The 20,950-nt window shown below is 64.1% G+C and carries 17 protein-coding genes; 10 read left to right on the forward strand and 7 right to left on the reverse strand.

The genetic code is table 11. The features are described from left to right. The first annotated feature begins 116 nt into the window (after positions 1-116). Both SPYCA_RS05660 and SPYCA_RS05665 read left to right on the forward strand, forming a co-directional pair. The gene (locus SPYCA_RS05660) at positions 117-1,760 is read left to right on the forward strand and encodes an MFS transporter (RefSeq protein ID WP_120219293.1); all 1,644 of its coding nucleotides are present in this window, start codon (positions 117-119) and stop codon (positions 1,758-1,760) included. A gap of 45 nt (positions 1,761-1,805) precedes the next feature. Further along, positions 1,806-2,852, forward strand: a complete 1,047-nt coding sequence (locus tag SPYCA_RS05665) for an alanine racemase (RefSeq protein ID WP_120219294.1) — start codon at positions 1,806-1,808, stop codon at positions 2,850-2,852. A 56-nt stretch (positions 2,853-2,908) separates the two neighbouring features. Here SPYCA_RS05665 and SPYCA_RS05670 read toward each other — a convergent pair whose 3' ends face one another. From SPYCA_RS05670 to SPYCA_RS18980, 3 genes are read right to left on the reverse strand one after another with little or no spacing between them, the layout of a single operon-like run. Continuing rightward, positions 2,909-5,974, reverse strand: coding sequence for a TonB-dependent receptor domain-containing protein (locus SPYCA_RS05670; RefSeq protein WP_331852526.1), 3,066 nt, complete (start codon positions 5,972-5,974; stop codon positions 2,909-2,911). Between the two features lie 30 nt (positions 5,975-6,004). Then, on the reverse strand, positions 6,005-7,228 hold the full coding sequence (locus tag SPYCA_RS05675) for an IS256 family transposase (RefSeq protein WP_120218713.1): 1,224 nt from the start codon (positions 7,226-7,228) through the stop codon (positions 6,005-6,007). Further along, on the reverse strand, positions 7,194-7,412 hold the full coding sequence (locus tag SPYCA_RS18980; protein WP_146625089.1) for a hypothetical protein: 219 nt from the start codon (positions 7,410-7,412) through the stop codon (positions 7,194-7,196). The genes SPYCA_RS05675 and SPYCA_RS18980 overlap by 35 nt, the downstream gene beginning before the upstream one ends. Positions 7,413-7,935: 523 nt before the next feature. Between SPYCA_RS18980 and phaR the strand changes: the two genes are divergently transcribed. From phaR to SPYCA_RS05690, 3 genes are all read left to right on the forward strand, one after another. Then, positions 7,936-8,469 (forward strand): polyhydroxyalkanoate synthesis repressor PhaR, encoded by a 534-nt coding sequence (gene phaR, locus SPYCA_RS05680; protein ID WP_120222169.1) that lies wholly within the window; start codon positions 7,936-7,938, stop codon positions 8,467-8,469. 40 nt (positions 8,470-8,509) lie between these two features. Beyond that, positions 8,510-10,036: a proline--tRNA ligase gene (proS, locus tag SPYCA_RS05685; protein ID WP_120219296.1), complete on the forward strand. Its 1,527-nt coding sequence runs from the start codon at positions 8,510-8,512 to the stop codon at positions 10,034-10,036. Positions 10,037-10,208: 172 nt separating this feature from the next. Beyond that, a complete protein-coding gene (locus tag SPYCA_RS05690; RefSeq protein ID WP_120219297.1) occupies positions 10,209-12,509 on the forward strand; it encodes a ribonuclease R family protein in 2,301 nt (766 codons plus the stop codon). A 97-nt stretch (positions 12,510-12,606) separates the two neighbouring features. Here SPYCA_RS05690 and SPYCA_RS05695 read toward each other — a convergent pair whose 3' ends face one another. After that, positions 12,607-13,389 (reverse strand): helix-turn-helix domain-containing protein, encoded by a 783-nt coding sequence (locus tag SPYCA_RS05695; protein WP_120219298.1) that lies wholly within the window; start codon positions 13,387-13,389, stop codon positions 12,607-12,609. Between the two features lie 118 nt (positions 13,390-13,507). Here SPYCA_RS05695 and SPYCA_RS05700 point away from each other — a divergent pair, with 118 nt between their 5' ends. Continuing rightward, the gene (locus SPYCA_RS05700) at positions 13,508-13,900 is read left to right on the forward strand and encodes a hypothetical protein (protein ID WP_120219299.1); all 393 of its coding nucleotides are present in this window, start codon (positions 13,508-13,510) and stop codon (positions 13,898-13,900) included. Between the two features lie 7 nt (positions 13,901-13,907). On the opposite strand, the gene SPYCA_RS05705 is transcribed toward SPYCA_RS05700, so the two are convergent. Further along, entirely contained in the window at positions 13,908-14,363 is a 456-nt protein-coding gene (locus SPYCA_RS05705) for a universal stress protein (protein ID WP_120219300.1), read from the reverse strand. Between the two features lie 158 nt (positions 14,364-14,521). On the opposite strand from SPYCA_RS05705, the gene SPYCA_RS05710 reads away from it, so the two are divergent. The 4 genes from SPYCA_RS05710 to SPYCA_RS05725 all read left to right on the forward strand — a co-directional run bounded on the left by SPYCA_RS05710 (position 14,522) and on the right by SPYCA_RS05725 (position 19,174). Beyond that, positions 14,522-15,832: a pyruvate dehydrogenase complex dihydrolipoamide acetyltransferase gene (locus tag SPYCA_RS05710; protein WP_120219301.1), complete on the forward strand. Its 1,311-nt coding sequence runs from the start codon at positions 14,522-14,524 to the stop codon at positions 15,830-15,832. Between the two features lie 118 nt (positions 15,833-15,950). Continuing rightward, positions 15,951-16,361 carry an endonuclease domain-containing protein gene (locus SPYCA_RS05715; protein ID WP_232003538.1) on the forward strand — a complete coding sequence of 137 codons (411 nt, stop codon included), beginning with the start codon at positions 15,951-15,953 and terminating at the stop codon, positions 16,359-16,361. After that, entirely contained in the window at positions 16,354-17,751 is a 1,398-nt protein-coding gene (lpdA, locus tag SPYCA_RS05720; protein WP_120219303.1) for a dihydrolipoyl dehydrogenase, read from the forward strand. The genes SPYCA_RS05715 and lpdA overlap by 8 nt, the downstream gene beginning before the upstream one ends. 100 nt (positions 17,752-17,851) lie before the next feature. Next, a complete protein-coding gene (locus SPYCA_RS05725; protein ID WP_232003540.1) occupies positions 17,852-19,174 on the forward strand; it encodes a Xaa-Pro dipeptidase in 1,323 nt (440 codons plus the stop codon). 140 nt (positions 19,175-19,314) lie between these two features. Here the strand turns inward: SPYCA_RS05725 and SPYCA_RS05730 are convergent, their stop codons facing one another. Continuing rightward, positions 19,315-20,103, reverse strand: coding sequence for a tyrosine-protein phosphatase (locus SPYCA_RS05730; RefSeq protein ID WP_120219305.1), 789 nt, complete (start codon positions 20,101-20,103; stop codon positions 19,315-19,317). Further along, a complete protein-coding gene (locus SPYCA_RS05735) occupies positions 20,100-20,903 on the reverse strand; it encodes a crotonase/enoyl-CoA hydratase family protein (protein ID WP_120219306.1) in 804 nt (267 codons plus the stop codon). Before SPYCA_RS05735 ends, SPYCA_RS05730 begins: the two co-directional genes overlap by 4 nt. Positions 20,904-20,950 lie beyond the last annotated feature (47 nt).

Consider the following 20,950-nt stretch of genomic DNA (forward strand, 5'->3'; position numbering starts at 1 on the left):
ACCCGTTCGTATCGAGCGAAGTCGAGACACGCTTTGGTCGCGCATGTCTTCAAGGCATCTCGACTTCGCTCGACACGAACGGGAGGGGAAGGCCCGCAGGGGGCAAGGGAGAGAATATGACCGACGCAGCTGCCGTCGCCGATCATGGCGCGGTCTATCAGCCGACGCAGAAGGACATCCGCATGGTCATTGCCGCCTCGTCGGCAGGGACCGTGTTTGAATGGTATGATTTCTTCATATACGGCACGCTCGCAGCGATTATCGGCAAGGCCTTTTTCCCCAGCGACAATGCGACGCTCGAAACGCTGCTCGTCTGGGCGGGATTTGCGGTCGGCTTCGGCTTCCGTCCGCTCGGCGCGGTGCTGTTCGGATTCCTTGGCGACCGGCTGGGGCGTAAATATACCTTTCTCGTCACCGTCACGCTGATGGGCATCGCCACCGCGGGCGTCGGCATGATCCCGTCGGCGGCGACGATCGGCATCGCGGCGCCGATCATCGTCATCCTGCTGCGGATATTGCAGGGCCTGGCGCTCGGCGGCGAATATGGGGGCGCAGCCATCTATGTCGCCGAACATTCGCCGCCCGGAAAGCGCGGCTTCTATACCAGCTTCATCCAGGCGAGCGTCGTCGGCGGATTCGTGCTCAGCCTGATCGTCGTGCTCGGCTGCAAGGCGATGATGCCCGACGCGGTTTGGGAAAGCTGGGGGTGGCGCGTGCCCTTTCTGCTGTCGCTGATCCTGCTGGGTATTTCGCTGTGGATGCGACTCAAGCTGTCCGAAAGCCCGGTGTTCCAGGCGATGAAGGCAGAAGGTGAACTGGCCAGGAATCCGCTGAAGGAGAGCTTCACCTATCCGGGCAATCCGCGGCGCATCTTCATCGCGCTGTTCGGCATTGCCGCCGGGCTGACGGTGATCTGGTACACCGCGATGTTCTCCGGCCTCTCCTTCCTCAAAGGTCCGATGAAGGTCGAGGATACCGCCGCCGAAATCATCGTCGGCGCCGCCGCAGCGATCGGCATGGGCTTCTTTATCTGGGCAGGGCGCCTGTCCGACCGCATCGGGCGCAAGAAGCCGATCGTCTGGGGTTATGGCGCGACGCTGGTGCTGCTGTTCCCGCTGTTCTGGTGGATGGGGAGCGTCGGCAATCCCGCGCTGACCGCCGCGGCGGCGAAGGCGCCGGTTGTCGTCACCGGCTCGCAGTGCAGCTTTGATCCTTTCGCGCAGAGCCAAGCTACGGTGTGCGGGCGGACGCTGGGCGAACTGACGAAGCTCGGCGTGCCCTATGCCGTGGTCGAGGCGCCGGGCGGCCTTGACAGTGTCGCTGTCCGCATCGGCGGCCGCGAAGTCGCGGGGGAGGATCCCGCGCTGCTCCGGCCCGCGCTCGAGGCGATGGGTTATGATTTTGCCAAGCAGGTGCCGGACGCGGGCGGGATCGCGATCATCTTCCTCGCGCTGCTGGGGCTCAGCGCGCTGTCGGGCTTTACCTATGGCCCCGTCGCGGCGCTGCTGTCCGAAATGTTCCCGCCGCATGTCCGCTATTCGTCGCTGTCGATTCCCTATCATATCGGGACCGGCTATTTCGGCGGATTCCTGCCGCTGATCGCCAGCTTCATCATCGCCAAGACGGGCAATGCCTACGCCGGGCTCTGGTATACCTGGGCGGTCGTGCTTGCGGCGTTTCTGATCACCGCCGTCATGCTCAAGGATCCCGTCGCGGGCCAGTGGGATCGGGCGAAGGACAGGGTGTCTCCCGCGAACTGACGCGCCCCATTGGCGCGGCGCGCGAAGCCGTATAGGGGCGGGGGGATGATAGCCATCGCTCCGCCGCTCCGCCTCCGCCTCGATTCCGCCGCGCTCGTCGCCAACTGGCGCTGGCTCGCCGCGCAAGGCGGCGCGGCGGCGTGCGGCGCGGCGATCAAGGCCGACGGCTATGGACTCGGCGCGTGCGCGGTGATGGCGCGGCTCGCTGCCGCGGGTTGTCGCGACTTTTTCGTCGCGACCTGGGCCGAGGCCGCGGCGCTGATGCCGCTACCCCAGGGCGTTTCGCTATCGGTGCTCCACGGCATCGGACCTGACGATATGGTCGCGGCGCGGCTGCTCCCCGCGCGGCCCGTGCTGAACAGCGTCGAACAGGTGCAGCGCTGGCGCGAAGCGGGGGAGGGGCAGCCGTGCGACGTGATGGTCGATACGGGGATGAACCGCCTCGGCCTGCGCGTCGAAGAAGCGTTGGGCGGCGCGCTCGACGGGCTGGCCATCGACACATTGCTGAGCCACCTCGCCTCGGCGGATGAGGACAGCGAGCAGAATGCAAGACAACTCGCGGCCTTCCGCGCCCTTCGCGCGCGCGTTCGGGCGCGGCGCTACAGCCTGGCGAACAGCGCGGGAATCTGTCTTGGCGTCGATTACGCCTTCGACCTGACGCGCCCCGGTATCGCCCTTTATGGCGGCACGCCGCGAGAGGAAGCGCGAGGCCATATCCGGCAAGTCGCCTATCCCGAAGCGCGCGTGCTGCAACTGCGCGAGGTTCGGGTGGGCGAAAGCGTCGGCTATGGCGCGACGTGGCGCGCGGCGCGCGATACGCGCGTCGCGATCGCCAACATGGGCTATGCCGACGGCTATCTGCGCTGCCACGCAGGTTCGGGCGGTGCAACATGGCACGGCCGCGCGCTGCCGCTGATCGGGCGGGTATCAATGGATTTGACCGCGTTCGACGCGAGCCGCGCAGAAGGGTTGCGCGAAGGCGACTGGCTGGCGATCGATTATGATCTGCCGACGCTGGCGATCGGCACCGGCTTGTCGCAATATGAACTTCTGACCGGGCTGGGGCCCCGGTTCGGACGTTTTATGTGTTGATTACAATGAAGGGGCCGTCTTGCGACGACCCCCCAGAGAGTTCGACCGATCCAACCTTACAGTGAAGCTTGGATACCTGCATAGAAAAAGCGTCCCTGAACTGGGAAAATGCCACTGCCAGCGCCCGTCCCAGTCAAGTCGAATGGGGGGCGTGAATTGAAAACATTGTCGACGCCAAAATAGAAACGATACTTATCGTCCGGTTCGAAACCGACACGGAACGCATGGTACAGCCGATCCGGATATTTTCTGAACGGGAAAGCGTCCGGGTTCGTCGGTGGGCGGCCCTGATGCGAGTGTTGGACTTCCCACGCATCGACCGATTGCTTGCCCACATAACGTGCACTGTAACCTACGTCGATTGTTCCGAAGTCAATATTTGCGTTGAAGTTTGCTGCCCAGATCGGGTCACCCAATGTTCCGTGGATGCGCGTTGAGCGCGAAGGATCCGTAATAAAAGAGAAATCTTCGCGATTGATATTGTATGTCGCGACGCCACGCAGGTTAAGCATGATTCCATTATCGAACGTGCGACGATAAGAAACGTCGAAATCGATACCTTCCGCCTTGCGTGCCGCAAAGTTGAAGGGTTGGTTGAGGAATGCCGGTCCCAGAACCGGAAAGTTCAGTGTCGGCTGACCGGGTGCAGGGATGCGGTTCGCTTGCCCATCGAAGGTGAAGTCGATAAGCGGGTTAGGGTCGCGGCGGCGGAAAACAGCCGCACAGAACGGATTGTCGAGTCCAACCGGATCATCATAACAACGATTGATAATCGCCTGTCCAGTCAGCCCTTGGATCACGTTGGTAACCTTGATCCGGTAATAGTCGACGGTGATCGCGAGACCCGGAACAAACCGGGGCTGGAACACGCCGCCGATCGTGAGGCTCTTTCCGACTTCGGGGACGAGGTTGGGATTGCCTTGGTTGAAGCCCGACACGCCCGACGCTGCCGTGTTCACCCAAGGAATAGTGTTGCCGTCGACTACCATCGTCGTGGGAATGCCAGCTGCGGCGCAGTTACGGACACGGTTCGGGTTGTCGTTAATCACCGTCTGACTGCATGGATCGATGAGCCCGTTTGCAAACGTCTCCGACCGGGTAGCGAACAGATTGCCGAGGTTTGGTGCACGAACAGATCGAGCATAACCCGCGCGGAAACGTATATCCGGAATCGGCGCCCATATGCCGCCGAAGTTATACGCCCAGACGCCACCTACCGATCCGCCATAGTCCGAATAGCGGGCGGCACCTTCCAGCGTCAGTTCATGCGCCAGCGGAACGTCGCGCAGCATCGGAATCCGCAACTCGCCGAACAACTCCTTGATTTCGACCGACGGGGGTTCAAAGACCGCGATCGCGTTGAGGAAGGTTGCGCCTGAACGTGTAAAAGGGTCGAACGCTGAATAAGCGTCTTCCCGACGATATTCTCCACCGAAGGCGAAGCCAACCGGGCCGCCTGGAAGGTTGAAAAAGCCCTCGGTATTGCCCGAGAGATATGCGACAGCGTTGATCTGCTCAGCCCATTGCTCTCGGGATGACGTGTAGAGAACGTAATCCTTCGCAGCCTGCGACGGCGCTCCGAAGCCAAACGGGTTCAGCGGAGCGCAGGCAGGGTCGTCGTTCGCCGGGTTGGCGTCAGCATTGACTGCGCAAACAATCTGTCCCGCAGAATTGCGCACAGCATTGGTCGCGCGGTTGAACTTGGCGACGTCAACATTGCCGCCAGTTTCATAATAGGTTTCGGTCCGGCCATAGTTGAACGCAACTTCATAGGTCAGATTCGAACTGGTGCCGAGATCCCCGCGCACACCGGCAACGATCCGGTAGGTTTCGCGGCGATGGTCTTCAGCCCGCGTGCCAAGGTCGTTGTTGAAGCGCTGCATCTGAAACGTCGTCGCGCCCGGAGCGAGAATCGTCTGCAACGTCTGGCGCGCCTGGTCCGTCAGAAACGGATTGTTGATCGAGAAGATCGGGTTAAGCGCGCTGGCGATGAATGTCGGCTGCGTCGACTGCTGCGTTGCGTTGATTCTGACATATTTGGCCTCGACGAAAGGCACGAAGGCCGACGATATCTCTACATGGGAAAGCAGATTGACGGCGATGCGCTCGATCCCAGGCAACAGCATTGCGTCTTCCACACCTGACGCACCCAAGCCGAACAGCGCCGAGCCGCCCGCGCCACGGTTGTCGACGAGGCCATTTTCTGGCCCGTTGCGAAGCAACGTGCCGTCGGGTTGGAACGCATAATTGTATGAGAAACGGCCCCCCGATGTCGGGGAAAGTTCCCCGGTACAAACGGCAGCGACTCTCGCCGCATTGGTGGCGGTCGGCGCCGGGCAGCTGGTCAACACCATGCCCCCAAGCGACACGGTATTGAAGGTGAAACCGGCCGGAAGGAAGCGCGTATTGGGTACGCCATTATCGTTGCGGTTGGGCACGGGCGTTGGAACGCCATTTACCAGTCGGAACGCCGGCTCGACAACTTCGAAGCCCGCCGGACCCACACCGGTCTGGGCGCCAAGATATTCACGATCTGAAAAAAAGACCGGGTTTGCACGAGCATACTCTACGGCTACCGCAACATTTGCCCGGCCGTCCATGAAGTTTTTACCAGCGATACCCGAAATGAAATAGGAGCCACGATCGCCGTAGGTCGAAACGCCCCCCTGACCACGGAGCTTGATGCCGTCGAAATCGCGCTTGGTGATGAAGTTCACTACCCCGGCGACGGCATCCGAGCCATAGATCGCAGAATTACCCCCGGTGATGACGTCAACTCGTTCAAGCAAGTCGACCGGGATTGTGTTGGTATCCACATCGTATGAACCCGGTGACGAAGTGACATGACGCCGTCCATTGACGAGGACCAGCGTACGTTCGGTGCCAAGACCTCGAAGATCGAGCAGATTGATGCCGGCCGTGCCGATAAAGCGCGTCGAGTTCGCCTGACTGAATGTTGCGCGCAACGATGGCAGTTCGTTCAGCGCGTCGCCAAGTTGAATGTCGCCGCGGTCGGTAAGATCGCCTACCGGCACAGCCGTCAGCGGAACACTCGATTCCAGATTGGGGCGCGCAATACGTGAGCCGGTGACAACGATAGCGCGCTCGGGAGGGACTGTCAGGAATTTCGTGTGTGGGCGGGCGGTTGAACATTAGGCCGCCATGGCCTTGATGAAGCGCTCACCGAACAGGACGGCGAACTGGGCCTTGGCCATGGACCACTCACGTGGCGGCATTCTCCACTCTTTCTCGGAGCGGTTCAAGATCAGATAGAGTAGCTTGGTTGCTGCTTCGTCGCTGGGGAAGTGCCCCCTGGCCCTCACCGCCCGCCGAAGCTGGGCGTTCAGAGCCTCGATAGCATTGGTCGTGTAGACGATCCTGCGGACCTCCTCCGGGAAGGCGAAGAAAGGTATGACCTCGCTCCATGCCCGGCGCCAGCTCTGGCCGATGGCAGGGTATTTTTGGCCCCATTCGCTGGCCTCGAAGGCGGTGAGTGCCTCCTCGGCAGCTTTGGCATCAACCGCGCGGTAAATGCCCTTCAGAGCAGCCGCCAGCGGCTTGCGGTGCTTCCAGGAGACGAAGTCCATCGAGTTGCGCAGCAGGTGCACGATGCAGGTCTGGACGATCGCCTCGGGGAACACGGCGGTGATCGCATCCGGGAAGCCCTTGAGGCCGTCGACGACGGCCAGCATGATATCTTCCACCCCGCGGTTCTTGAGCTCGTTCATCACGCGCAGCCAGAACTTGGCGCCCTCGTTCTGTTCGATCCACAGGCCCAGCACGACCTTGGTGCCGTCGGCCATCACGCCGAGCGCGATGTGGATCGCCTTGTTGCGGACCATGCCTTCATCGCGGATCTTGACCCGGATGGCATCGAAGAACACCAGCGGATAGGCCTGATCGAGCGGCCGGGCCTGCCAGGCGGCGACCTCCTCGAGCACGGCGTCGGTGACGGTCGATATCAGGTCCGGCGAGACGTCGATGCCATACAGCTCGCGCAGATACCCGGTAATCTCCCGGGTGCTCATCCCGCGGGCATACATCGAGATGATCTTGTCGTCGAAGCCCGGGAACCTGCGCTGATACTTGGCGATCAGCTGCGGATCGAAGCTGCCCTGCCGGTCGCGCGGGATCTCGATCTCGATCTTACCGGTGCCCGTGGCAACCGTCTTGCGGCCATAGCCATTGCGGCTGTTGCCAGCCTGCTCTTCGTGGCCGAGATGATGATCCATCTCGGCATTAAGCGCGCGTTCGGCCAAGGCCTTCTTCAGCGAATCCAGCAAGCCGCCTTGCTGCAAGGCCGCAGCAGCATCACCGCCAGCCAAAAGTTGATCCAGCAAATCAGACGGGATCACAGGTTCTTTGCGTCGAGACATAGTGGGACTCCTTCTCACCCATTATGCCCGCCCACACACGAAATTCCTGACAGTCCCGCTCGGGATTGTCTGCGTCCTCGGTTGCCTCGGTCGAATCTTCCGTTTGCTGCGCAAAAACGGGCTGGCTGACAGATATGGCTACTGCAAAGGCAGCAGCACCCATAAGCAGGTGCGACTTCGTCATTGAATAACTCCCCGGTTGGCCCGTTCGAAATCAGAGAGGAACGGATTGCCTCTCAGAAAGACCGAAAATGCCCCAGGCACAAGCCCTTCATGGCAATTTTGTGTCACAAGGTTGTGAACTGAAAACGTCTGTGACATTCGCGCAACAGTGCCGCAACCGCCCAACGCGAGGCGGTAGATAATATGGTTAGCCGGACGCGACAGGAATGCACGTCATAACCGGTTCGTGTGAGGAAATATTGCTTACTCATGGTTGCCGGAGTAACTAAATTGCATCGAAGGTTGTGAAGCGCGGCGTGGCATCACTGAAGCAGGCGCCGAAAGGCCCCTGCTTTGTCGGCACCATGGGAATCGGCCACTATATCGTGCAGCGACCGCGAACCTGGCGAAAGGGCGCGCGCGCCGAGTCGCCGAAATCATCCCCGCCGCATGTTGCGACGCATCATCATTTGGTGCTAACGCCCCGGCTTGTCCGGAACGGCGCGGTCGCCATGAAACCGGGATGTGCAGGAGCTGAGATCATCATGGCGAAGTCCAAGGGGACGGCCGACGACGATGTCGTCACGATCAAGAAATACGCCAACCGGCGGCTCTATGACACCGAGCGCAGCTGCTACATCACGCTCGACGATCTTGGTGCAATGGTGCGCGACGGCCGCGAGTTCCGCGTCGTCGACGCCAAGAGCGGCGAGGACATCACGCATAATGTGCTGACGCAGATCATCATGGACACCGAAACGCGCGGCGAGACGCTGTTGCCCGTGTCGTTCCTGCGTCAGTTGATCGGCATGTATGGCGACAAGATGCAGGCGATGGTGCCGCAATATCTGGAAGCGTCGATGGCGGCCTTCCGCAAGAATCAACAGGATGTCCGCGCGGCGTTCGAGGGGGCTTTGGGCGCCAACCCGCTTGCCGAGCTGACCCGGCGCAACATGGAAATGTTCCAGCAGGCCGCGGGCGCGTTCATTCCGGGAGCGAGCAAGGCAAAGGATGCCGAAATCGCCGCGCTGAAGGCCGAGATCGCCGAACTCAAGGCCGAGCTCGCCGGGAAGAAATGAGCGGGACGCCGTTCCGCGCCCGAGTATAGAAACAGGACCGATGATCAAACATGCGCTCAGCGTAACCCGTCAGGCCGACTTTGCGGCCTGGTATCAGGACGTGATTGCCGAAGCCGACCTCGCCGAGGAATCGGGCGTGCGCGGCTGCATGGTCATCAAGCCATGGGGCTATGGCATCTGGGAACGCATCCAGACGGTGATGGATGCGAGCATCAAGGACGCGGGCGTCCAGAACGCCTATTTCCCGCTTTTCATTCCCTTGAGCTTCTTTGAGAAGGAAGCCGACCATGTCGATGGTTTCGCAAAGGAAATGGCGGTTGTCACGCACCACCGGCTGATCGCCGACGGCAAGGGTCGGCTTGTTCCCGATCCGGAAGCGAGGCTGGAAGAGCCGCTGATCGTGCGTCCGACTTCGGAAACCGTCATCGGCTCGGCGATGAGCCGCTGGGTACAGAGCTGGCGCGACCTGCCGCTGAAGGTCAACCAGTGGGCCAATGTCGTGCGCTGGGAAATGCGCACGCGCATGTTCCTGCGGACGAGCGAGTTTCTGTGGCAGGAGGGCCATACCGCGCACGCCGACAGGGACGGCGCGATGGCCGAGACGCTGCGCGCGCTCGAAATGTATCGCGCCTTTGCCGAAGATGTGCTCGCGATGCCCGTGATCGCGGGCGAAAAGCCGGAGAATGAGCGCTTTCCGGGCGCGGTCGCGACCTATTCGATCGAGGCGATGATGCAGGACGGCAAGGCCTTGCAGGCCGGCACCTCGCATTATCTGGGCACCGGTTTCGCCGAGGCGGCGAACATCCGGTTCCAGGACAAGGACGGCGGCCACAGCCTCTGTCATACGACGAGCTGGGGCACGTCGACGCGGATGATCGGCGGCGTCATCATGACGCACGGCGACGACGACGGGCTGCGCTGCCCACCGCGCATCGCGCCGTTTCAGATCGTCATCGTCCCGATGCTGCGCGACACGCAGGAGGACGCCGCGATCCTCGATTATTGCCGCGACCTCGAGGCGCAGCTCAAGGCGCTCGACGCCTTCCGCGAGCCGGTGCGCGTGCTGCTCGACACCGGCGCGAACAAGGCGCAGTCGAAGCGCTGGGGCTGGGTCAAGAAGGGCGCGCCGATCATCGTCGAGGTCGGTCCGCGTGATGTCGCGGGCGGCAATGTCGCGGTGATCCGCCGCGACCGGCTGTACAAGGACGATGGCAAGCTCAACAGCGCGTTCATCGCCAAGAGCGATTTCGTCGCCAATGCCGCGCAGACGCTGGAGGATATTCAGGCGAGCCTGTATGCTGAGGCGCGCGAACGGCTGCATGCCAATATCCGCCGCGACGTCACCGACCTTGCCGCGCATTTCGGCGGCGATGACAAATTCGTCGGCTGGGTCGAGGTGCAGTGGTCGCGCCCGACTGGCGCCGCGCTTGACAAGATCGTCGAGCAGTTGAAGGCGCTGAAGCTCACGATGCGCAACACCCCGCTCGATGCGGCCCCTGCCGACGGATTGTGCATTTTTACCGGCGCGCCTGCTGTCGAGCGCGTGCTGATCGGGCGGACCTATTGATTTTGTTCGCGCGGAGACGCGGAGACGCGGAGAGGTCGTGCCCGCCGCGAAGCGGCTCTCCTCGTCCAGCGCTGCGGCCAGCCGCGTCGCGGGATGAAGTGCGGGGCCTGTCGGCCCGATCCATTCTCTCCGCGTCTCCGCGTCTCCGCGCGAACCCGTTGGACGAAGCGCAATGAAAAAGCCCAAGCCGCAACCCGGCCTGCCCTCGCGCGAGCAGATTTTGCGGTTCATCGAGGACAGCCCCGGCGCGATCGGGAAGCGCGAGATTGCCAAGCATTTCGGCGTACGTGGCGCCGACAAGATCGCGCTCAAGGCCTTGCTCAAGGACATGACCGACGAAGGGCTGGTCGACATGGCGCCGGGGCGTGCCTTTCACAAACATGGCGGGTTGCCGCGCGTCACCGTGCTGCGCGTCGCGGCGGTCGAGGGCGATGCCGTCTGGGCGGTGCCCGATCGCTGGGAGGGCGCCGGGGCGCCGCCGCGGCTGCGCGTGATGGAGAAGGGACGGCGCGGGGCGCTCGGGGTCGGCGACCGCATCCTCGCGCGCACCGAGGAGCGCGGGGGCGGGCATGTCGCGCACCCGATGAAGACATTGCAGGCGGGCGGCGAGACGATCATCGGCGTGCTCGTCGCCGACACCGGCCCCGGCGGCAAGCCGATGACCTGGCTGCGCCCTGCCGACAAGCGCGCGCGCTTCGACTTCGCGGTGGCGGACATGGGCGATGCCGCGATCGGCGACCTGGTGCGCGCCGAGCTGTCGGGGCGTGGCCCCGCGACCAAGGCGCGCGTGATCGACCGCATCGGCGATCCCTTCGCGCCGCGCTCGCTCAGCATGATCGCGATCGCGAAGCATGAAATCCCGCACGTCTTTGGCGACGAGGTCATCGACGAGGCCGAGCGCTCGGCGACACTGCCGCTGACCCCCGACGGGCGTGAGGATCTGCGCGATCTGCCCATCCTTGCGATCGACCCCGCCGACGCGCGCGACCATGACGATGCCGTCTGGGCGATCCCCGACGACGATCCCGGCAACAAGGGCGGGTATCGCGCCATCGTCGCGATAGCCGACGTCAGTTTTTATGTCCGTCCCGACGGCGCGCTCGACCGCGAGGCGCGGCGGCGCGGCAACAGCGTCTATTTCCCCGACCAGGTCGTACCGATGTTGCCCGAGACGCTGTCGGCGGGCGTGTGTTCGCTGAAAGCCGGGCAGGATCGCGCCGCGATGGCGTGCCACCTGACCGTCGACAGGCATGGCAAGGTGACGTCATGGCGCTTCACGCGCGCGCTGGTGCGGCTGCGCGCGAACATCGCCTATGAACGCGCGCAGGCAGCCTTTGATGCCGACGTGCCTGACGCGGGATGGGACGAGGATGTGCTTCCGGCGCTCCGCCAGCTCTGGGCGTGCTGGGCGCTGCTCGCCAAGGCGCGCGCGGCGCGGGCGCCGCTCGACCTCGACCTGCCCGAGCGGCAGGTCATCCTCGACGAACAGGGCGGCATCGCCGAAATCCGCGTGCGCGAAAGGCTCGACGCGCACCGGCTGATCGAGGATTATATGATCGCGGCGAATGTCGCGGCGGCGAAGGCGCTGGAGGCGAAAAAGTCGCCCGTGATGTACCGCATCCACGAACCGCCGAGCCGCGAGAAGCTGGTCAGCCTGAAGGATTATCTGGAGACGTTCGAGCAGAGCTTTGCGCTGGGGCAGGTCATTACGCCCGCGGTGTTCAACCGCCTGATCGACGGCTTTTCGGGCGACGATCGCCTGCCCGAAATCATGGAGGCGATTTTGCGCAGCCAGACGCAGGCCTATTACGGCCCCGCCAACTCGGGGCATTTCGGGCTCGCGCTCGGCTCCTACGCGCATTTCACCTCGCCGATCCGCCGCTACGCAGACCTGATCGTCCACCGGGCGCTGGTTGATTCCTGGCGGCTCGAAGTGCCGGGCAAGCCCAAAGGCCTGCCGGCGAAAACCGGGTTGGGCGAAGCCGACGCCAAGGGCTTGTCGCGCATCGGCGAAGCGATCAGCGCGCTCGAACGGCGGGCGATGGAGGCCGAACGCGAGACGATCGACCGCTATGTCGCGGCATATCTGGCGGGCAAGGTGGGAGAGATCGTCGCGGCGCGCATCACGGGGGTGCAGCCGTTCGGCTTTTTCGCCACCGTCGACGGGCTTGGCGGCGACGGGCTGGTGCCGGTGTCGACGCTGGGCAGCGAGCGCTTCTTCTATGACGAGGCGGCGCGGACGCTCGACAGCGAGCATGGCCGCGTCAGCTATAGCGTCGGCCAGCGGCTCGAACTCAGGCTGATGGATGCCAATCCGGTAAGTGGCGCGCTGCGCTTCGCATTGCCCGACGCGCCCGAAGGGGGGTTCCGCAATCGGCCGCCGCGGCGCGACGGGGTGAAGAAGGCAGGCAAGCCTATGGTCGGCAAACGCGGGCGGCCTGCGAATATCAAGCATAAGGGCAAGCGTCGCTGATCCATCCCTTCGGCATTCCCGCGAAAGCGGGAATCCAGAGCGGGTGTCGGCTGATTCCTCCCTGGGTTCCCGCTTTCGCGGGAATGACGATGTTATTCTATTGCCCAGCCATTTTCCGCAACAGCGCCGCGCTTTCCGCATCCGCCGGGAAAAAGGCCTCGATCGCCAGTTCGGACAGGGTGATGTCGACCGGCGTGCCGAAGATCGTCACCGTGGAGACGAAGCGGATCTGCCCCAGGGGCGTGTCGAGGATCAGCGGCACCGCGATCCCGTTCGCCGCGCTACCATCATGTCCGGCCGCTCCCTTGCCATAGTCCGCCAGCTCGGTCCGCAACGCGACCAGCCCCGCATCGGCGCTCGCGTCGATCTGGTGATCGAGCCGTTCGAGCAGGTGCGCGCGCCATTCGCCAAGGTTGACGATATGTCGCTTCAGCCCGTCGGGGTGCAACGCGACGCGAAGCACATTGACCGGCGGTTCCAGCAGTTCGGGCGCCGCGAGCTGGGTGAGCAGCGCGACCGCGCCATTGGCGGCGATCATGTTCCAGTGCCGGTCGACCGCGAGCGCGGGATAGGGCTCGTGCCCCTTCAGCACATGGTCGACGATCGCCTTCATGCCCGCCATTTCGGGGCTGTCCAGGTCGCGTTCGCGATAATCGGGGGCATAGCCTGCCGCCAGCAGCATCGCATTGCGCGCGCGGTTCGGCACTTCCAGGCAATCGGCGATGCGTTGCAGCATCAGCGCGCTCGGCCGCGAGCGCCCGGTTTCGATGAAGCTCAGGTGCCGGGTCGAAATCTCGGTATCGAGTGCGAGGTCCATCTGGCTCATCCGGCGCCGGATGCGCCATTCGCGAAGCTGTTCGCCGACGGGTGCGGGGGTCATGGCCTGTCTCCTTCGTAAGCGCAGCTATACCTCGGCCTTCGCTTTTTCCATTACCTTGGGCGTAATCGACGCCATTCGCTTTCGGGCCCAATTGGAGCGGGTCGAAAGGAGAATCACCATGTCGATCCGCAATCTCAAGACCATTCTTATCGTCGATGCCGTCACCTGCGCCGGGGTTTTTGCCGCAGGCCTGCTGGCCGCGGTGCCCGTCGGTGCGCTGCTCGGCCTGCCCGCGCAGGTCGTTTCGATCGGCGGCTGGATCTGCCTCGCCGCCGCGCTGCTGATGATCGTCGCCGCGCGGCAGGCGGTGCCGAGCGCCGCGCTCGTCAAGCTGATCGCGATCGGCAACCTGGGCTGGGTTGCCGCGAGCTTTGCGGTGATCGCGACTTTCGCGGGCCAGATGACCGGCATCGGCATCGCAGTCGTAACCGTTCAGGCGCTCGGTGTGCTCGGCTTTGCGATCCTCGAATGGAAGGGCGCCGTCGCGCCCGCCGCTGCCGTTACCGTCTGAACGCGCCTCAGCTCAACGCATCGAGCCGGGCGAGATCGATCCCGCCCGGCACCAGCATCACCGGACAGGGGAGCGTGCCCGCATCCTGTCCGGTGAAATGCGATACCAGCGGGCCGGGCGCGCCGGTCGCCGCGGTGGCCAGCACCAGCGCGGCAATCTCGTCGCTCGCGCCGATGACTTCGCGCACGACATCGACGGGCTTGCCCGACTTCACCATGATCTGCGGCGTCACGCCGGCTTCCTGCACCACCGCATCGGCGGCGGCGGCGACCAGTTCCTCGGCATGTTCGCGCGCCTCGGCCTCGATCGTCGCCTGGACGCCGCCGAACGCGACGAAATCCTGCGGAGGGACGATGGCGAGCACCATGACGCCGCCGCCCGTCCGCGCCGCGCGCCGCGCCGCAAAGCGCAGCGCCAGCGACGCCTCGGGGCTGTCGTCGATCACCACCAGATATGTCCGCATCGCCCCGACCCCCGATATTATCCTTGATGCGAGACTGCGTCACATTCGTATGAAACGCAAGTTTGGCCCGCTGGACCTTGACCGGCGCACGGCTTATGGCGAGGAAGAATCCGTAGCGGCAGGCGCGGCCTGCAAGACTGACAGGGACACGCCTAGACATGCCAATCGAACTCAAAATGCCCGCTCTCTCGCCGACGATGGAGGAGGGCACACTCGCCAAATGGCTGGTGAAGGAGGGCGATGAGGTCAAGTCGGGCGACCTGCTCGCCGAGATCGAGACCGACAAGGCGACGATGGAGTTCGAAGCGGTCGACGAAGGCGTGGTGAGCCAGATCCTCGTCGCCGAGGGGACCGATGGCGTGAAGGTCGGCACCGTGATCGCCGTGATTGCGGGCGAGGGGGAGGATGCGGGCGAAGCGAAGGCGACGCCTGCTGCTGCGCCTGCGCCGGTTCCGGCAAAAGACGTCGCCCCAGCGGAAGCTGGGGCCGCTACCGTCAGTGCACCTCCGCCAGCGGTCCCAGCTTCCGCTGGGACGACGAATGTGGGCGACCGCATCAAAGCCAGCCCGCTCGCCAGGCGCCTCGCCGCCGAACAAGGCATCGACCTCAAAAAGCTGACCGGCACCGGCCCCGGCGGCCGCATCGTCAAGGCCGACCTCGAAAGCGCGCCCACAGGCGCCGCTGCATCCACTGCCGTCGCCCCCGCGCAGGCGGGGGCCGCTGTCGGCACGGCGCCCGCTGCCGCACCGGCCCCCGCAGGCCCGATCCCCGATTTCGGCATCCCGCACGAGGACGAAAAGCTCAGCGGTATGCGCAAGACGATCGCGCGCCGCCTGACGCAGTCGATGCAGGAAGCGCCGCACATCTATCTGACCGTCGACATCCGCCTCGACGCGCTTTTGAAGCTGCGCGGCGAACTCAACGCCAGCCTTGCCGATCGCGGCGTCAAGCTCAGCGTCAACGACATGCTGATCAAGGCGCTCGCGGTGGCATTGGAGCGCGTGCCGCAGTGCAACGTCAGCTTCGGCGGCGATGTGATGCGCAAATACAGCCGCGCCGACATTTCGGTCGCGGTCAGCATTCCGGGCGGGCTGATCACGCCGATCATCGTCGATGCGGGGGCCAAGTCGCTGTCGAAAATCTCGACCGAAATGGCCGAGCTGGCGGGCCGCGCCAAGGAAGGCAAGCTGCAACCGCATGAATATCAAGGCGGCACCGCCAGCATCTCGAACATGGGCATGATGGGGATCAAGCAGTTCACCGCTGTCATCAACCCGCCGCAGGCGATGATCATGGCGATCGGCGCGGGCGAGAAGCGGCCCTATGTGGTCGACGACGCGCTGGCGATCGCCACGGTCATGTCGGCGACCGGCAGCTTCGACCACCGCGCGATCGACGGCGCCGACGGCGCGCTGCTGATGAAGACCTTCAAGGAACTGGTGGAAAGCCCGCTGGGGCTGGTGGCGTAACATGCCCGCGAGGGGCCAAAGCCCCTCTCCCCTTGCGGGAGAGGGGTTGGGGAGTGGGGTCCGCGCCGCGTCTGCGGCGCACAAGACGGTAACCGTCGCTCTTGCCCGCAAGGCCCTGTTGCTGGAACGCGCCCGCGCGATGCGGTCGAACCCGACCGATGCCGAACGTCGGTTATGGTCGATCCTGCGCGCCGGACGGCTCGACGGCCTGAGATGGCGGCGTCAGGCGATCATCGACGATTGCTACATCGCCGATTTCATCTGCTTCGAACATCGCCTGATTGTCGAAGCCGACGGCGGGCAACACGCCGAAAATAAGCATGATGCCGCCCGCGACGCCTATCTGACCGCGCAAGGTTTTCGCATCCTGCGTTTCTGGAACAACGACATTCTGGCTAGCAGCCAGGGCGTTGCCGAAACGATATTGGATGCCATCGATTCTTCTGGCGCGCAGACGCGCGCCGTCCCCACACCCCAACCCCTCTCCCGCAAGGGGAGAGGGGCTTTTGAAGGAGCCCATAATGGCTGACACCAATTACGACCTCATCGTCCTCGGCTCCGGCCCCGGCGGCTATGTCGCGGCGATCCGCGCGGCACAGCTCGGCCTCAAGACCGCGATTGTCGAGCGCGAGCTGCTCGGTGGCATCTGCCTCAACTGGGGCTGCATCCCGACCAAGGCGCTGCTGCGCTCGGCCGAAATCTATCATTATATGAGCCACGCGGACGCCTATGGGCTGAAAGCCGCCGAGATCAGCGCCGATATCGATGCGGTGGTGAAGCGGTCGCGCGGGGTCGCGAAGCAGCTCAATCAGGGCGTTACGCATCTGATGAAGAAGCACAAGATCAGCGTCCATATGGGCACGGGCAAGCTGACCGCGCCGGGCAAGCTGGAGGTCAAGGGCGAGAAGGGCACCGAAACCCTGACCGCCAAGAATATCATCGTCGCGACCGGCGCGCGCGCGCGCGACCTGCCGTTCGCGCCTGCCGACGGCAAGCGCATCTGGACCTATCGCCACGCGCTCGTCCCGCCCGAAATGCCCAGGAAGCTGCTCGTCATCGGGTCGGGGGCGATCGGGATTGAGTTTGCGAGCTTTTACAGCGATATGGGCGCCGAAGTTACAGTCGTTGAGATGCTCGACCGCCTCGTACCCGTCGAGGACGCCGACATTTCGGCCTTCCTCGAAAAACAGCTGAAAAAACAAGGCATGACGATCCACACCGGCGCCGGGGTCGAGGAGCTGAAGGCGACCGCGAGCGGCGTTACCGCGAAGATCAAGGGCAAGGACGGCAAAGTCGAAAGCGCCGAGTTCAGCCACGCGATCGTCGCCATCGGCATCGTCCCGAACACCGAGAATATCGGCCTCGAAGCGCTCGGCGTCAAAACAACCAGGGGCCATATCGACACCGACGCGACGTGCCGCACCAACGTCCCCGGCATCTGGGCGATCGGCGACGTCACTGCGCCGCCGTGGCTCGCGCACAAGGCGATGCACGAATCGATCATCGCGGTCGAGGCGATCGCGGGCAATCACCCGCACGCGATGGACGTGCGCAACATCCCCGGCTGCACCTATTGCCGCCCGCAGATCGCCAGCGTCGGGCTGACCGAAGCGAAGGCGAAGGAACTCGGTTACGAGGTCAAGGCCGGCACCTTCCCATTCATCGGCAACGGCAAGGCGATCGCGCTGGGCGAGGCCGAAGGCTTCACCAAGACCGTGTTCGACGCGAAGACCGGCGAGCTGCTCGGCGCGCATATGATCGGCGCCGAGGTCACCGAGCTGATCCAGGGCTACACCATTGGCAAGACCGCCGAGCTGGTCGAGGATGACTTCATCGGCACCGTTTTCCCGCACCCGACGCTCAGCGAAACGATGCACGAAGGGGTGCTCGCGGCGTTCGGGCGGCCGCTGCATATCTGAGCGGCGGTCGCTCCCGCGATTTTCCGCTGTCCTAATCGGTGCGCCTTTGCCATCTAGGCAAAGGGCATCAACAAGGGACGGTCGCGATATGCAATTCAGAATGAAGTTGCGCAGTTTTCTGCGGGTTATGGGAATCGGCAGCATCGCGCTTCTGGGCGCGGCGGGCACCGGCATCGCGGCACAGGATGCGCCGTCGCAGACCGTCATCACCGCGGCGCGTTATATCGATGTGCTGACCGGCAAGACGGTCGAGCATCCCGCCATCTTCGTCGGCGCCGACGGCCGCATCACCAATATCGCCGATGCGCGCACCGTGCGCTGGGGGAGCGACGTCAAACATATCGACCTGGGCGACAAGACGTTGCTCCCCGGCCTCATCGACATGCACGTCCACCTCGACGGTCCCGCCGACATCGGCGGTTATCGCGGGCTGGAGTTTACCGACAGTTTCTGGGGCATGACCGCGGTCAAGAATGCGCGCGACATGCTCGACGCCGGGTTCACGACGGTGCGCAACGTCGGATCGGGCGACCGCAACGACATCGGGCTGAAGCAGGCGATCGATTCGGGCTATGCCACGGGGCCGCGGATCGTTCCCGCGGGCTATGCGCTGGGCGCGACCGGCGGTCATTGCGACAGCACCTTCCTGCCGCCCAGCCTGGAAAAGAAGGACGGCAAGGAGGAGGGGATCGGCGATACGCCCGACGAGCTGCGCTATCAGGTGCGCCGCCAGCGCAAATATGGCGCCGAGGTCATCAAGGTGTGCGCAACGGGCGGCGTGTTCTCGCGCAACACCGAGCCGGGTCAGTTGCAGGTGCCCGAAAACGAACTGCGCGCCATCGCCGACGAGGCGCACCAGTGGGGGCTGCGCGTCGCCGCGCACGCGCATGGCGCGGCGGGCATCCGCGCCGCCATCGCTGCGGGGATCGACACGATCGAACATGCGAGCCTGGTCGATGACGAGGGTATCCGCATGGCAATCGCCCGCAAGCAGCCCGTGTGGTTCGCGATGGACATCTACAACACCGAATATACGCAGGCCGAGGGCGCCAAGAACGGCGTGCTGGAGGATAATCTGCGCAAGGATCGCGAGATCGCGCAGATCCAGCGCGACAATTTCCGCAAAGCGCACCGCGCAGGGGTGCGGATGGTGTTCGCGTCGGACGCGGGCGTGATGCCGCACGGTGACGTCGGCAAGCAGTTCCGAGTGATGGTCGAATATGGGATGACGCCGATGCAGGCGATCCAGGCCGCGACGAAGAATGCGGCCGAAGCGCTGGGGCGCGAAATGGACGTCGGGGCGATTGCGGTGGGGCGCTATGCCGACCTTGTTGCCGTCGATGGCGACCCGCTGGTGAATGTCCGCGAGCTGGAAAGCGTCGATGCCGTGGTGAAGGGCGGGGTGCTGGTGAAGGGGGAATGACCTCTAAACTGAGGAGCAACCTCTAACCTGTCGTCATCCCGGCGAAGGTCGGGATCTTGCCCTGTCGTCTTGACGCACCGTCGAGATCCCGGCCTTCGCCGGGATGACGGACTGGGTTCGCAGGCTTTAGGTCGGATGGCTCAGTAAACCACCAACCGATCCACCAGCGCCTCGCGCATCGTGGGCGTGAAGTTCAGCACCGCCTCGGCATAGCTTGGCACATCGCCATGATCGCGGCGCACGGTGGCGAGTGCTGCGTCGAGATAGGCGGGGTTGACCGACATCAGCGCGCGGATCGCATCGTCGTGGATTTCGGTGCCATAGCGCGACCGGATATGCGCCGCGCCCTGCGCGATCCGCTCCTCGATCTTGCCCGCGGTGTTGGTGAGCAGATAATCGTGCATCAGATCGTCCTCATGGACGCCGAGCAACCGGTGCACGATCGCGACCGCAAAGCCCGTGCGGTCCTTGCCCGCGACGCAGTGGACCAGGCTGGGCGCATCATATTCAGCGAGCGCCGCAAGATAGAGGCGCAGCGTCGCGACGAGCGCGGGGCGATAGGGCATTCCGGCATAGGTGTCGATCATCCGCGCGCGCGCCGTTTCGACATCGATCGTCCCGCCCGCCGCCTGCAGGTGCGGCGCGAGGCCCGCTGTCACGCCGCCTGCAAAGAGCACCCGCGCCGAAAAATTGTCCGACCGGCGACACGGGTGCATCGCGCGCTCGTCGTCGCCGCGCAGGTCGATGACCGTTTCGATCCCCAACTGGTCGAGCATCGCCAGATCATCGTCGGTCGCGGCTTCATGGTGCGCCGAGCGCCACAGCATCGCATCGCGCAGCCGCCCGCCGCCTTCGACCGCATAGCCGCCATAGTCGCGGAAATTATGGATGCCGGACAAGGGCAGGACGCGCTCGGCGAGCATGGTCATTCTCCTGTGAACACGGGGGACCGCTTTTCGACGAACGCATTGATCGCCTCGCGGTTATCCGCGGTTTCGTGGACGATCGCCTGATAGGCCGCGCTCAGTTCCAATATATCGCTCATCCGGCTGTGCTGCGCCTCACGCAGCAATCGCTTCGTCAGGCGCAACGCCCGCGGCGGGTTGCAGACGATCCGCTCGGCGATGGCGATCGCGCGGTCCAGCAGCTCCGCATCGGGCACGACGTCAGTGACCAGACCATATTCCTTTGCCTGGGCCGCGTCAAAGCGATCGCCGGTCAGGAAAAGTTCGGCGGCGCGCGGATAACCGAGTATTTTCTGAAGCAGCCAGGCGCCGCCGTCGCCGGGAACGATTCCGACCTTGATGAAACTGCACGCGAACTTCGCGCTTTCGGCCGCAATGCGGATGTCGCAGGTGCAGGCGAGATCGCAACCAAGGCCGATCGCGTGGCCGTTGACCGCGGCGATCATCGGCACCTCGCAGTCCATCAGCGCGCGGATCACCGCCTGCACCCCCTTGCGGTAATTGGCGCGCGTCGAGTCGGGCTGGTCGAGCACGCCGATGCCGGTGCGGTCCTGCATCCCCTTCAGGTTGCCGCCCGCGCTGAACGCCTTGCCGCTGCCCGTCAGAATGATCGCGCTGACGCTGCGGTCGTCGCCCAGCTCCCGCAACGTGTCGATGATGTCCCGGCAATCCTCATGCGTACCGATCGCGTTCATGCTTTCGGGCTTGTTCATGGTCAGGATCGCGATCCTGCCCCGCCGCTCGACACTCAAAAACTCGCCCATCGCCAATTATCCTTTGCTGCTCCCGAAAAGCTATTGCATGGCTGGCG

Source organism: Sphingopyxis sp. FD7 (assembly GCF_003609835.1).
GTDB lineage: Bacteria > Pseudomonadota > Alphaproteobacteria > Sphingomonadales > Sphingomonadaceae > Sphingopyxis.

What these genes read in the sequence shown, in the direction of transcription:
- SPYCA_RS05660 (WP_120219293.1), top strand. Translation starts at nt 117, where the DNA reads ATGACCGACGCAGCTGCCGTCGCCGATCATGGCGCGGTCTATCAGCCG.
- SPYCA_RS05675 (WP_120218713.1), bottom strand. Translation starts at nt 7,228, where the DNA reads ATGTCTCGACGCAAAGAACCTGTGATCCCGTCTGATTTGCTGGATCAA.
- SPYCA_RS05700 (WP_120219299.1), top strand. Translation starts at nt 13,508, where the DNA reads ATGTCGATCCGCAATCTCAAGACCATTCTTATCGTCGATGCCGTCACC.
- SPYCA_RS05725 (WP_232003540.1), top strand. Translation starts at nt 17,852, where the DNA reads ATGAAGTTGCGCAGTTTTCTGCGGGTTATGGGAATCGGCAGCATCGCG.
- proS (WP_120219296.1), top strand. Translation starts at nt 8,510, where the DNA reads ATGATCAAACATGCGCTCAGCGTAACCCGTCAGGCCGACTTTGCGGCC.
- SPYCA_RS05710 (WP_120219301.1), top strand. Translation starts at nt 14,522, where the DNA reads ATGCCAATCGAACTCAAAATGCCCGCTCTCTCGCCGACGATGGAGGAG.
- SPYCA_RS18980 (WP_146625089.1), bottom strand. Translation starts at nt 7,412, where the DNA reads ATGACGAAGTCGCACCTGCTTATGGGTGCTGCTGCCTTTGCAGTAGCC.
- phaR (WP_120222169.1), top strand. Translation starts at nt 7,936, where the DNA reads ATGGCGAAGTCCAAGGGGACGGCCGACGACGATGTCGTCACGATCAAG.
- lpdA (WP_120219303.1), top strand. Translation starts at nt 16,354, where the DNA reads ATGGCTGACACCAATTACGACCTCATCGTCCTCGGCTCCGGCCCCGGC.
- SPYCA_RS05735 (WP_120219306.1), bottom strand. Translation starts at nt 20,903, where the DNA reads ATGGGCGAGTTTTTGAGTGTCGAGCGGCGGGGCAGGATCGCGATCCTG.
- SPYCA_RS05665 (WP_120219294.1), top strand. Translation starts at nt 1,806, where the DNA reads ATGATAGCCATCGCTCCGCCGCTCCGCCTCCGCCTCGATTCCGCCGCG.
- SPYCA_RS05690 (WP_120219297.1), top strand. Translation starts at nt 10,209, where the DNA reads ATGAAAAAGCCCAAGCCGCAACCCGGCCTGCCCTCGCGCGAGCAGATT.
- SPYCA_RS05705 (WP_120219300.1), bottom strand. Translation starts at nt 14,363, where the DNA reads ATGCGGACATATCTGGTGGTGATCGACGACAGCCCCGAGGCGTCGCTG.
- SPYCA_RS05695 (WP_120219298.1), bottom strand. Translation starts at nt 13,389, where the DNA reads ATGACCCCCGCACCCGTCGGCGAACAGCTTCGCGAATGGCGCATCCGG.
- SPYCA_RS05730 (WP_120219305.1), bottom strand. Translation starts at nt 20,103, where the DNA reads ATGACCATGCTCGCCGAGCGCGTCCTGCCCTTGTCCGGCATCCATAAT.